Origin of the sequence: Micromonospora sp. NPDC005710 (assembly GCF_040630995.1) — a bacterium.
In the GTDB taxonomy this organism is placed as follows: Bacteria; Actinomycetota; Actinomycetes; order Mycobacteriales; family Micromonosporaceae; genus Micromonospora.
On the sequence record NZ_JBEXYP010000026.1, the window covers coordinates 61,034 to 73,125 of the forward strand.

Below are 12,092 nucleotides of genomic sequence, written 5' to 3' on the forward strand. Positions count from 1 at the left end.
CCAGCGCCGCCACGACGCGGAAGGCGGGGGCCCTGGCGTCGACCAGGGCCCCCGCTCTCACTTGGCGCGCGGAACGAGGATGAGTCGGGCCACGCCCTTGTCGCCGTCCTTCGCACCGGCCACGCCGAGCGTCGCCCCGACCTTGACCTCACTCGGCTGCACTGTCGCCCGCCGCTCGACCACCCGCAGGTCGTCGCCGAAGCTCCAGGTCATCGTGAAACCGTCGGTGGACTTGACGGTCACCGAGTCACCGTCGATCGCTGTCACCTCACCGCGCTGCACGACGACCGTCTGCGTACCGCTGTCCTTCGTCTTCACCACCGCCTCACCGTGCAGGGTGTTCTTGCGCAGCAGCACGCGGGCCTGGCGGCGCTTGCGCCACTCCTCGCCGCGCTTCTCCCGGCCCTTCTCCTTCGCGCTGGGAGACGCGTCCGGCGTGGGGGTGGCAGGTGCGGCGATGGTCTGCACGTCCAGGTCGTCGGCGTCGAAGCCCATCGCGGTCAGCGCCTGACCCTCGACCCCCATGGCGGCGGCGACATCGACCGCTACGTCCCGGGCGGGCTGGCTGGCCACCTCGGCCGCGCCGCAGCCGCTGACGCCGAGCGCGACCGCCGCGAACAGTGCCGTGGTGCCGGTGGCGATACCCCAACGTGGCATGACTCTCCCTCTCGTCAGTGGAGCCCTCAGCCTTCCCCGGAACGACGAGCGGAGCGTCAGGCCGATGTTCGGGTCAGGTAAGGATCACCGGGCAGGTGGACGGTGAAGGCGGCACCGCCCTCCGGTGCGTGCCCCGCGGCGATCTCCCCACCCAACCGCCGGACCAGCCCGGCGGCCAGCGCCAACCCCAGCCCACTGCCCACCTTGCGCACCCCCCGGTAACGCTGGTGCAGCGCACCGCGTTCGAAGGCCACCGCCAGGTCGTCGTCGGTGAAGCCGGGCCCGCCGTCGCGAACCTCCAACACGCCGCCGAGCGCCGGGTCCGCGCCAGCCGGCCGGACCGCGAGCACCACGGGCGACCCCGGGGGTACGACCCGCAGCGCGTTCTCCAGCAACCCGTCGAGCACCTGCCTGATCCGCCCCGGATCGGTGTACGCGGGCACCGGCTGACCGGGCGTCTCCACCCGGAACGGCACGCCCACCGCGGCACACCGACCGGACCAGGTCGGTTCCGCGTCCACTGCCAGCCCGGTCAGGTCCACCGGCACCGGTTCCAGAGGGAAGTCGGCGGCCTCCAGGCGGGCCAGTGCCAGCAGGTCGCCGATCAGCCGGTCCAGGTGTTGGGCCTCGGTCAGCATCGTCCGGCCGGTGTCCACAGTGTCGTCGGCACCGAGCACCCCGTCGGCGAGCGCCTCGGCGTACCCCCGGATAGCAGTCAGCGGGGTGCGCAGCTCGTGCGAGACGGAGAGCAGGAACTCCCGCTGCCGGCCCTCGCTGGTGGCCAGTGCGGCAGCCAGCCCGTTCAACGCCTCGGCCAGGTCGGCGACCTCGTCCGGCGGTTCGACCGGAACCCGGACGGCGCGTTCACCGGCCCGCAGCCGGGCGGCGGCGGTGGCCGCGACCCGGATCGGCCGGGCCAGCCGACGGGCCAGCAGCAGCCCGGCCACCACACCGGCGGTCAACCCGGCCAGCAGCGGCAACCAGAGGCTGAGCAGCACCCGGGCCCACAGCCCGTCGGCCAGCGGACGGGACAGCACCACCCCGTTGCCGCCGGGCAGGGCCCGACCCTCGACCAGGGCCCGTGCACCGTTCACCGAGCGGCGGGCCGACACGTTGCGGCCCTGCCCGATCCGCTGCACCACCCGCTGTGGCAGACCCTCCCGGTCGACCGCCCCGCGCCGGATCAGGTACGCGTCGATGCCCTGGTCGCGCAGTTGCTGGATGAGCCGTTCCTCGTCGGCGCTGCGACCCCGGTCGAGGCGGGTCCGCAGCACCTCGGCCGCGAGCCGGGCCTGGGCGGCGAGCGCCTGCTGCTCGCTCCGCTCCGCGCCCCGGATCGCCAACGGCACCGCGACGATGGCGGTGACGAGCACCGACACCAGCGCCACCGCGCAGGTGACGAGCACCGCGCGGGCGGTCAGCGTACGGCCGAACCGGCCTCGCCGAGGTGCGGTGGGTGCGTTCGCGCCGACCACCGGCAGAGCCATGGTCGGCGAATCCACGCGCCCAGGGTGATCAGGCATCGACCGCGTACCCCACGCCGCGGTGGGTCCGGATCACACTCGCCGGGCCGAGCTTCGCGCGCACCTGGGCGACGTGCACGTCCACCGTCCGGGTGCCGGCGTGCGCCGCGTAACCCCAGACCCCGGCCAGCAGCTCCTCCCTGGTGAAGACCCGGCCGGGCCGGGCCATCAGATGGGCCAGCAGGTCGAACTCGGTGGAGGTGAGCTGCACCGGGGCGCCCCCGGCGGTGACGGTGCGGCGGGCCGGGTCGAGCGTCACCGGGCCGACGACACGCGGCCGGTCCGCGCCCTCCGGGCCGCCGGCGGATCGGCGCAGCACCGCACGCACCCGGGCGACCAGCTCCCGTGGGCTGAACGGCTTGGTCACGTAGTCGTCGGCCCCCAGCTCCAGGCCGACGATCCGGTCCACCTCGTCGTCCCGCGCCGTGAGGAAGATGACGGGGGTCCAGTCGCCGGCCTCGCGCAGCCGGCGGCAGATCTCGGTGCCGGGCAGGCCCGGCAGCGCGATGTCCAGAACGCAGGCCACCGGGCGCAACCGGCGGGCGGCGCTCAGACCGGCCTCGCCGTCACGTTCCAGGTGGACGCCGAACCCGTCCCGGGTGAGGTAGAGCCGGACCAGGTCGGCGATGGCCGGCTCGTCCTCCACGACGAGGACAAGCCCGCGATGCGGTGGTTCGACTGTCACCGGCCCATGATTGCCGACCGCGACGGCTCGGCGCGATCGGTGTGTGTTCGGGTTCGGTAAAGGCGGGAACGAGGGGTCGGCGTCACCAGGACGGGGCGAACATCCCGGGCCGCGCGACGGCCGGCGTGTCACCGATGCTGGCGACGACGCGCGCGCCGGGAGGCCGCAGGCGGGTCCGGAACGCCTGGTTGAGCAACGCGTCGAGCTGCCACACCTGCTTCGGGTGACTGGTCTTGACGAGGAACCGCTCACGGATCCCGTCGATAGCGGTGGCCGCCATCTCCACCGACTGGAGCCGCGGGTCCGGGCTCCAGGTCACGTTGCTCAGCTCACGCAACTCGGTGTTGAGGTGCAGGCGCAGCCGGTGCAGGAGGCGGGTCTGCTGGGTCACCACCAGGCGACGGTGCGTGAGCAGCAACAGGTAGTCGCCGGTGACCGGGCGGTCGGGGCGGCTGCAACGGGTGACCAGGATGGTGGCGTCACCGGAGCCGACGCAGCGCCGGAAGACCGGCATGTGCCGGCTCACCGTCTGCACGGCCAGGCCAGCCTCGGCGGCGGCCGGGAGGAACGTTCGGGAGAAGACGTCCATGACCTGCCCAACGACACCCCCAGCGGGGTGACGTGGGTCACGCGGAATTTTTGGAAGTTCCACGCCGCCTGTCGCACAGCCTGTCCGACTTCCGACTCGGACGGATCATGGTCAGGGGTTGGGCTCAAGTGGGCTGGCGGAGAACAGCTCCTCCAGCCACCCGGGGACCGCGTCGGCGTACTCGGCGCGGGACTCCGCAGCGGTGTCCAGTGCGCGACGCCAGGACAGCGACCGACTCACCGGCCCCAGGTTGATCGCGAGGTCGGCGGCCTCGATGAGCGTCCGGCGGTCGTACCGGTCGGTCCAGGCCTCCAGGTACGCGTCGCGCAGCCGAACCAGCCGGGCGTCGTCGGCGGCGAGCGTGCTGGCGTGGCCGATGGAGCGCAGGGTCACCAGCAGCGTGCCGAACGGGTGCGCCACCGAGGCGTCACCCCAGTCGAAGAAGCGGTACCCGGCACTGCCGGCGAAGACGTTGCCGTCGTGCAGGTCGTCGTGTTGCACGGTGGCCGGAATACCGAGGTCGGCGAGCCGTCGGCACCGCTGCGCGTACGACGGCACCTCCGCCCGCAACCGCTCGTACAGGTCCGGGCCGAGCCCGCCCTCGGCACCGATCAGCAGCGCCTCGCGATCGTCGAGCAGCTCGGCGAAGAGGCCGGCCAGCACCTCCGGGCGCTGATCCGGCACTCCCAGGGCGACCAGCTCGTCGGCGCGCGACTCGCTCGCCACCTGCAGTGCCGCGTACCCGGGCAGCGCCCGCTCCCAGTGCGCCAGATCGGGGTCGCACCCCAACACGTCGCGCAACGACTCGCCGCCGTCGGGCAGCAGCGACCAACCCCGCGCCGGGTCCACAGCGATCGGCGTCAGCACCCGGTCGGGCGTCCACTCGGCCAGTGCCGTGATCAGGACCGTCTCGTGCACGGTGCCTGGGTTGTTGGCCTTGAACCAGACCGGCCCGTCGTCGGTGGGCACCCGCCAGACCAGCGACCACGGACGCACCCGGGGCTCCACCGGCCCGGTCACCCGTCGGCCCGACCCGCTCAGCCGCGCGTCGACCCAGGACCGGGCCCGCACCTGCCACTGCTCGCTGGACCAGTCGAAGGCGTGCTCACTGGCGATCGTCGTCACGCTGGGCACCCTAGGCCGCTTCGCCGACGTTGGGGACCGCTTTTCCGGCGCCGGCACGCCGCAGCGTTCCACCAGAGGGCAGAGACTTCGCGATTGCGCACTCCAAGAGATGCGCCGAGACGACTCTGAGCGACATCATCGCTGCGCAAAGTCATCATGCTCACGTCGGCCCCGGGAGTAGAGCCATGACGGAAACGCCCACCAGAGTCACCCGAGACGTCGCGGACCCCACCGTCACCGAGCGTCCACACCGCAACGGCGTCATCATCGCGGTAAGCGTGGCGGCCGGAGTCCTGCTGGCGGTCCTCTGGTCGTACGAGTTCGTTGACTCGGTGATCGGAGACAGCGTCGCCAGCGGGCTCCTCGGTCACGATGCGAAGGCGACGGCGATCTCCGGTACCGCCGCCGGCCTGGTGTTCGCATTCGTGTCGGGGCTCGCCGGCACCTTCACCGCGTGCAACATCGCGATGCTCGCGTCCATCGGGCCGCTCGGCGCGGCGAGCGGTGGCAACGGCGACCGGCTCCGTCTGCTGCTGCGGCCGGTCGGCTACCTCAGCCTGGGCATGGTCTCCGTCGCCGCCGTCTACGGGTTCGTCGGGGTCCTGCTGGGCGACCGGCTCCCCCAACTGTCCACCGAGACCGCAGGTGGGGTGCCGGTACGCATCATCCAGTCGTCGGTGGTGTTCGGCGTCATCGGACTGGCCCTCATCTACCTCGGGCTGGCCGCGATCCGGACGGTGCCGGACGTGTTCGCCGACCGGCCGGTCGCGCGGGTGGTCACCCTCGGCGCGCTCATCGGCGGCTTCCTCATCGGCCGGCCGTACCCGCTGTTCAACAAGCTGTTCCACTGGGCTGTCGACAGCGGCAACCCGCTGTACGGTTCGGCGGCGTTCGTGCTGCAGTCCCTCGGCAACATCGTCGTGGTCACCGCGCTGTTCGCACTGCTGATCATGCTCACCCGCGGCCGGTTCATCAGTTGGCTCGCCGCCGACGTGCGGCGCAGCATGGTGCTCAGCGGTGCGCTGCTGATCGCCCTCGGGGTCTTCACAGTCGTCTACTGGGACGTCCGGGTGCCCTCGATCTTCGGCTTCGGCTGGTTCCCCACGATGTTCTACAACCACTGAGTTCGACGACCACCGACGCCGATCCGGACCTGCCGCCCCCCGGCGAAGACAGCACTTTCGAAGATGCTCCGGCCCGTCAGGTGCCCGATGCTTCTCGGATGACTGGAGCGGCAGATCCGGATCGGTGGAGTGTGGCGAACACGGCCCTGCGCACGGCGACGGACCGGTTCACCGACCTGGTGGCCGCCGCGCCCTCGCCCGGAGTCATGGCGACCGCCGACTGGACAGTGGCCGACACGCTCGCGCACCTGGTGGCGATAGCACTGCTGTACGTGTCCAGGCTGGACGGCACCGAGGTCCCCGTCCGGGTGCCGGGGCTGGAAGACCTGCTCGCCACCGCGAACGTGGACACTATTGCCGACGTCAACGACCAGGTGCTCGCCCACTTCACCGAACGCGACCCGCAGGTGCTGCTGACGCAGCTGAACACCATGGTCGGCCACCTCCTGACGACGACTGCCGATCCGCTGTCGACGGTCAGTTGGCTGGGCAACGCGCGGCCGAAGGTCGGCGGCCTGTTCGCCCATCTGACGAACGAGCTGCTGGTGCACGGCTGGGACGTCGCCCAGGCGCTCCGCCGTCCCTGGCCCATGCCGGACGAGCACGTCGCGCTCTTCTGGGAGCTGTTCATGTTCGACATGCTGCGCGACGACTCGTGCGGGGTGCTGATCAACACCGAGCTGCCGATGCCCCGGCACCAGGTGTCGGTGCAGTTCCGCTCGCGGTACGTGCCGACGACGACGCTCACCCTGGGCGACCACCGGGTGTGGGTAGCGCCTCCCGATGCCCCGTTCGACGCGAGCGTGACGTTCCGCCCCGCCCGGTTCAACCTGATGATGTTCGGCCGGATCAGCATCGCGCAGGCGGTGCTGCGGCGTGACGTCGTCATCGGCGGGCCGAGGCCGTGGCGACTGCCCGCGTTCCTCCGGGTCGTGCACATGCCCAACAGCCGGCTCGCACCTCCACCGCCATCCCGGCCCAGGTGACAGGCGTGCGGCGCTGCCCTCAGATCAGCTCGACGATCGTGGCGTTGGCCATGCCGCCGCCCTCGCACATCGTCTGGAGGCCGTAGCGGATGCCGTTGTCCCGCATGTGCTGAAGCATCGTGGTCATGATCCGGGCTCCGGAGCCGCCGAGCGGGTGACCGAGGGCGATCGCCCCGCCGCGCGGGTTGAGCCGGTCCGGGTCTGCTTCGGTCTCCGCCAGCCAGGCCAGCGGCACCGGGGCGAACGCCTCGTTCACCTCGTACACCCCGATCTCCTCGATGCCCAGCCCCGCGCGGCGCAGCGCCTTCGCGGTGGCCGGGATGGGCGCGGTGAGCATGGTGACCGGGTCGTCGGCGGCGACCACCGCGGTGTGGATGCGGGCCAGTGGGCGCAGGCCGTGGCGGCTGGCCCAGTCGGAGGTGGTCACCGCGAGGGCGGCGGCACCGTCGGAGATCTGGGACGCGGACCCGGCGGTCACCACGCCGTCGGCGCGGAACGGGGTGGCCAGCTCGCCGAGCTTCTCCAGGGAGGTCTCCCGGCGGATGCCCTCGTCGGCGCTGAACTTGCCGCCGTCGGCGAGCGGCACCGGGGTCAGCTCCGCGTCGAACGCCCCGGCGTCCTGCGCGGCGGCTGCCTTCTCGTGGCTGGCCAGCGCGAACTCGTCGAGCTGGGTACGCGAGAGGCGCCACCGTTGGGCGATCAGCTCGGCCCCGACCCCCTGGTTGAACGGCAGCGGCGCGTCGTCGGCGAAGCCCTCGACGCCCCGGTAGCGGTCGCGCACCTGGTCGCTGAACGGCATGCCGCCGGCCACACTGGAACCCATCGGCACCCGGGTCATCGATTCGACGCCGCCCGCCACCACCAGGTCGGCCTGACCGGAGAGCACCGTCGCGGCGGCGAAGTGCACTGCCTGCTGGCTGGAGCCGCACTGCCTGTCGAGCGTCGTGCCGGGCACCGTCTCGGGCCAGCCGGCGGCGAGCACGCCGTTGCGGGCGATGTTCCACGACTGTTCGCCGACCTGGGACACGCAGCCCCAGTAGACGTCGTCGACCTGGGCCGGGTCGAGCCCGGTGCGTTCCGCGAGGGCGCGCAGCACGTGCGCCGAGAGGTCGACCGGGTGGACGCCGGCGAGGCTGCCCTTGCGCCGCCCGACCGGGGTACGTACCGCGCCGACGATGACCGCGTCACTCATGTTTACTCCCCGGTAACTTGGGCTGCCCCGATCCTACGTCGTTCAGCCCCTCCGGCGCCCGAGGCGGCGATCCGGCGGTCCGCTGGCATGCTGGGCGGGTGGATGAGAACCCCCCGGCCCGGCAGTGGCGAGTGCCGGTAAGCCTGCCGGCGGCGAAACTGGCTGGCGGCGTTCTGCTCGTCGCGCTCGGTCTGCTCTTCGCCGACGGCGACACGGTCCGCCTGGGGCTCGCCGTCCTGGCCGCCGCCGCACTGGCCGGCTGGGCGGTACGGGACCTGGTCGCGCCGGTCCGGTTGGCGGTGGACACGGCGGGGCTCACCGTCATCCACGGCTTCGCGGGCCGGCGGCTGCTGCCCTGGTCGGCGGTCGAGGCGATCGCCGTCGACCGGCGACCCCGACTGGGGCTGACCAGCGAGACCCTGGAGATCGACGCGGGCAACTCGCTGCACCTGTTCGGCCGATACGACCTGGGGGCCACCCCGGAAGAGGTGGCCGCCGCACTGAGGGCCGCCCGCCCGGTCAGGTGAGCAGTTGGGCCGTCCGGAACAGGACGAGCGCGAGCAGGATCACCAGGATGATCGCCGCGCCGGCGGCCTGCACGAGCGTGCGCCGACTGCGTGGCGCGTACGCGAGCACCAACGCCATCAGCCCGCCGACCACCAGGCCCCCCAGGTGCCCGGGGATCGAGATGCCGGGCACTGCCAGCGTGAACACCAGGTTGATCACCAGGATCGGGATGATCCGGGAGATGTCCCGGCCCAACCGGCGCTCGATGATGATCAGCGCGGCGAAGAGACCGAACACGGCTGTCGACGCGCCGACGGTGGCCGCCCGCGGGCTGCTGAACAGGTACGCGGCCACGTTGCCGCCGAGGCCGGCGATCAGGTAGAGCGCGGCGAACCGCACCCGCCCCAGGTTGGCCTCCAGTGACCGGCCGAGCACCCACAGCGCCCACATGTTGAGCAGCAGGTGGATCACGCCGTAGTGCAGGAACATCGCCGTGACCAGCCGGTACCACTGACCCTCGGCGATCCCGCCGAGGGTGTAGTCGGAGAGGTAGGCCCGGCCGAGCACCGCACCCCACTCGGTGAGCGGCGTGCTGCCACCCATCAGGCCGCCGAAGCCGGCGCCGCCGACCGCCGCGTCCCCGCCCCGGGCGGAGGCGATGGAGAGCAGCAGGAACAGCACGTTCACGGCGATCAGCGCCTTGGTGACATAGCCGTGCCGGCCGGCCGTACCGCCGCCGAAGGCGGTACGTGCCGGTCGGACACTGCGACGTCCTTCGTCGACGCACTCCGGGCACTGGTGCCCGACCGAGGCGTCCCGCATGCAGTCCGGGCAGATCGGCCGGTCGCAGCGGGTGCACCGGACGTAGGTCTCCCGGCCAGGGTGCCGGTAGCAGACGGGGGTGGTCGGCGGAGACTCGCTCACCGGGCCGACCCTCCGTCCACCACCGCGCGGTCCACCGGCGCCGGCCGTGCTCCGGAGCGCTCAATCATGCGAGCAAAGGTACCTCGCCGATCGCTCAGGAAGCGGACCGCTCGATCTCGACCCGCTCGATGACGACGTCCTGGAGCGGACGGTCGCTCGGACCGGTCGGGGTGCTCGCGATCGAATCGACGACCTTCACCGACTCCTCGTCGGCGACCTGGCCGAAGATGGTGTGCCGGTTGTTGAGGTGCGGCGTCGGGGAAACCGTGATGAAGAACTGCGAACCGTTGGTGCCCGGTCCGGCGTTCGCCATCGCCAGCAGGTACGGACGGTCGAACCGCAGCTCCGGGTGGAACTCGTCGGCGAACTTGTAGCCCGGTCCGCCCCGACCGGTGCCGGTCGGGTCGCCCATCTGGACCATGAAACCGCTGATCACCCGGTGCGAGATGGTGCCGTCGTAGTACGGACCACTGCCCGGCTGACCGGTGCGCGGGTCGGTGTACTCACGGTTGCCCTCGGCCAGGTCGACGAAGTTGCGGACGGTCTTCGGCGCGTGGTTTCCGAAGAGCTCCAGCCGGATCGGGCCAGCGTTGGTGTGCAGGGTGGCGTAGACAGCCTCGGCCACGGGTACTCCTCACTTGTTGGTCAGTTCCATGCGGATCCTCCCATGTGCCCGATCTGGCATCGCGGAGGCATCCGAAGGTGGAGGATGACGAAGGAACAACTCCCAGGAGGTAGGACCGTGTTTGGATTCGGGCGGCGTAAGTCCCAGGGGCAGTTGGCGAAGGCCGAGCTGAACCAGAGCATCAGCCACCTGATGCTGGCAGCCAACCACGCCGCGAAGGGCGCCGGCGCCACCGTCGGCCCGCGGGTCCAGGTGGCCCGGGGTTACGTCGGGCCGACCGCCGCGAAGGTACGCGACCGCGCGTCGACCGGCTGGGGGACGACTCTCACCACGCTGGCACCGCTGGCGGCGGCTGCTCGTGACGGCGCCGCGCAGGCAGGGCCGCTGACCAGGAAGGCCAAGTCGAAGACCATGCGGATCACCGGTAAGAAGAAGCAGCCGCGTCGTCGCGGCTCGATGATGACCGGCCTGTTGGCGGCTGGTGCCATCGCCGGTCTGGCCGGCGCGGTCGCGCTGCGTCGGCGCCGGGAGCAGCAGGAGTGGGCCGAGTACGACCCGACCCGCAGCACCCTGGAGCCGATGCGCGACGAGGTCGACTCGATCGAGGTGCGGACGTCGTCCGCCACCCGCGGGTCCGACGGTTCCGCCATCGCCGGCGCGACGGGGATGACCGGCGCGGGCAGCTCCGCGGTGGCGGGCGGTTCCAGCGCCACCACCACCGCCCCGGCGAAGCAGACCAGTGTCCGCCCGACCGACAAGGTCCCGTCGGTCGCCGAGGGTGCCACGGACGTCTCCGGCCGGCCGACCGACGACCTCACCAAGGCCCTGGGCAAGGACACTGCCCGCACCAACGGCCGCCGCTGAGGTCAGCAGCAGCGCATCGGGCGCCGGCGAGTGGGTCCACCCCACTCGTCGGCGCTTCCGCGTGCACGGGGCTTCGGAGAATCAGAGCCAGCCGTTGCGGCGGAACCAGCGGTAGAGGGCGAGTGAGACGCCGAGCATCAGGGCCAGCGCCACCGGGTAGCCGTACGTCATCTTCAGCTCGGGCATGTTGTCGAAGTTCATGCCCTCGACGCCGGCGATGGAGGTCCAGACCGCGGCGATGGCCGCCCATGCGGCGATCTTGCGCATGTCGTTGTTCTGGTCGACGGTGACCTGGGCCAACCGCGCCTGGAGGATCGAGTTCAGCAGATCGTCGTAGGAGTTCACCTGCTCGACGGTGCGGCTCAGGTGGTCCTGCACGTCCCGGAAGTACTTGCGGATCTCCTTGGGCACGTCCCGGTTGACCTGGGAGGTGAGCGTCATCAGCGGCCGTTGCAGCGGCACCACCGCCCGCTTGAACTCCACCAGCTCGCGCTTCATCTGGTAGATCCGCTGGATCCGCCCGTGGCCGTGCCGGTTGAAGACCTCCGCCTCCAGCACGTCCAGGTCGTCCTCGATCTGCTCGGCCACCTCCAGGTAGAGGTCGACCACCCGGTCGGTCACCCCGTACGCCACCGCCCACGGGCCGTGCAGCAGCAACTCCTGCTTGGTCTCCAGGTCGGCGCGGATCGGCGCGAGCCGGCAGGCGTCCCCGTGCCGGACGCTGATCACGAAGTTCGGGCCGATGAAGAGCATCACCTGCCCGGTCTCCACCACCTCGGAGTTCTCGGTCAGCTCGGTGTGCTCGCAGTAACGGGCGGTCCGCAGCACCAGGAAGACGACGTCCCCGAACCGCTCCAGCTTGGGGCGCTGCTCGGCCTTGACCGCGTCCTCGACCGCCAACTCGTGCAGGCCGTAGGTCTCGGCGATGGCGGTCATCTCGGCCAGCTCCGGCTGGTGCAGGCCGATCCAGACGAAGCCGTGTTCCTCGCGGCGGGCGGCGGCCAGCGCCTCCGCGTACGTCCAGTCGCCGGGTTGCCGCTTGCCGTCGACGTACAGCGCGCAGTCGACCACAGCGCTGCGGCCGGTGCCCGTGCCCGCGGGGGCAGGGGCGGGCGGCGAGCCGTCGGTGTTGAGGATCCGGGTCATCGCCCGGACCGGGGAGGGCCACGCCCGAGGGCGCAACACCCGACCGTGAGACGGCGGTGCCGTCCGGTCCCGCTCTGTCCGATCCGTCATCGCGTCACCTCCCGCGCTCAGTCAGCTGCGGCTTGCAGGCTACGCCGACTGCGGT

The 12,092-nt window shown here is 71.6% G+C and carries 13 protein-coding genes; 4 read left to right on the forward strand and 9 right to left on the reverse strand.

Features of this window, described 5'->3' with window-relative positions:
• Positions 1-57: 57 nt before the first annotated feature.
• The 5 genes from ABZ406_RS27075 to ABZ406_RS27095 form a co-directional block, all read right to left on the reverse strand.
• The gene (locus ABZ406_RS27075; RefSeq protein ID WP_357767267.1) at positions 58-657 is read right to left on the reverse strand and encodes a hypothetical protein; all 600 of its coding nucleotides are present in this window, start codon (positions 655-657) and stop codon (positions 58-60) included.
• A 56-nt stretch (positions 658-713) separates the two neighbouring features.
• Entirely contained in the window at positions 714-2,180 is a 1,467-nt protein-coding gene (locus tag ABZ406_RS27080; protein ID WP_357767270.1) for a HAMP domain-containing sensor histidine kinase, read from the reverse strand.
• Positions 2,173-2,865: a response regulator transcription factor gene (locus ABZ406_RS27085; protein WP_357767273.1), complete on the reverse strand. Its 693-nt coding sequence runs from the start codon at positions 2,863-2,865 to the stop codon at positions 2,173-2,175. Before ABZ406_RS27085 ends, ABZ406_RS27080 begins: the two co-directional genes overlap by 8 nt.
• Positions 2,866-2,947: 82 nt before the next feature.
• Positions 2,948-3,454: a hypothetical protein gene (locus tag ABZ406_RS27090; protein WP_357767276.1), complete on the reverse strand. Its 507-nt coding sequence runs from the start codon at positions 3,452-3,454 to the stop codon at positions 2,948-2,950.
• A 111-nt stretch (positions 3,455-3,565) separates the two neighbouring features.
• Complete coding sequence (locus tag ABZ406_RS27095; RefSeq protein WP_357767279.1) at positions 3,566-4,579, reverse strand: phosphotransferase; 1,014 nt, start codon at positions 4,577-4,579, stop codon at positions 3,566-3,568.
• A 185-nt stretch (positions 4,580-4,764) separates the two neighbouring features.
• On the opposite strand from ABZ406_RS27095, the gene ABZ406_RS27100 reads away from it, so the two are divergent.
• Both ABZ406_RS27100 and ABZ406_RS27105 read left to right on the forward strand, forming a co-directional pair.
• On the forward strand, positions 4,765-5,703 hold the full coding sequence (locus ABZ406_RS27100; RefSeq protein WP_357767282.1) for a hypothetical protein: 939 nt from the start codon (positions 4,765-4,767) through the stop codon (positions 5,701-5,703).
• 98 nt (positions 5,704-5,801) lie between these two features.
• Positions 5,802-6,689 (forward strand): maleylpyruvate isomerase N-terminal domain-containing protein, encoded by an 888-nt coding sequence (locus ABZ406_RS27105; protein WP_357767285.1) that lies wholly within the window; start codon positions 5,802-5,804, stop codon positions 6,687-6,689.
• A gap of 19 nt (positions 6,690-6,708) precedes the next feature.
• Here the strand turns inward: ABZ406_RS27105 and ABZ406_RS27110 are convergent, their stop codons facing one another.
• Positions 6,709-7,881, reverse strand: coding sequence for an acetyl-CoA C-acyltransferase (locus ABZ406_RS27110; RefSeq protein ID WP_357767287.1), 1,173 nt, complete (start codon positions 7,879-7,881; stop codon positions 6,709-6,711).
• 98 nt (positions 7,882-7,979) lie between these two features.
• On the opposite strand from ABZ406_RS27110, the gene ABZ406_RS27115 reads away from it, so the two are divergent.
• Entirely contained in the window at positions 7,980-8,408 is a 429-nt protein-coding gene (locus tag ABZ406_RS27115; RefSeq protein WP_357767290.1) for a PH domain-containing protein, read from the forward strand.
• Here ABZ406_RS27115 and ABZ406_RS27120 read toward each other — a convergent pair.
• Both ABZ406_RS27120 and ABZ406_RS27125 read right to left on the reverse strand, forming a co-directional pair.
• On the reverse strand, positions 8,401-9,312 hold the full coding sequence (locus ABZ406_RS27120; protein WP_357767293.1) for a rhomboid family intramembrane serine protease: 912 nt from the start codon (positions 9,310-9,312) through the stop codon (positions 8,401-8,403). The two genes, ABZ406_RS27115 and ABZ406_RS27120, sit on opposite strands and share 8 nt — an antisense overlap.
• Positions 9,313-9,406: 94 nt before the next feature.
• Positions 9,407-9,937, reverse strand: coding sequence for a peptidylprolyl isomerase (locus ABZ406_RS27125; protein WP_357767296.1), 531 nt, complete (start codon positions 9,935-9,937; stop codon positions 9,407-9,409).
• Between the two features lie 84 nt (positions 9,938-10,021).
• Between ABZ406_RS27125 and ABZ406_RS27130 the strand changes: the two genes are divergently transcribed.
• Complete coding sequence (locus ABZ406_RS27130) at positions 10,022-10,801, forward strand: hypothetical protein (RefSeq protein ID WP_357767299.1); 780 nt, start codon at positions 10,022-10,024, stop codon at positions 10,799-10,801.
• 81 nt (positions 10,802-10,882) lie between these two features.
• Here the strand turns inward: ABZ406_RS27130 and corA are convergent, their stop codons facing one another.
• A complete protein-coding gene (corA, locus tag ABZ406_RS27135; protein ID WP_357767302.1) occupies positions 10,883-12,037 on the reverse strand; it encodes a magnesium/cobalt transporter CorA in 1,155 nt (384 codons plus the stop codon).
• Between the last annotated feature and the right edge of the window lie 55 nt (positions 12,038-12,092).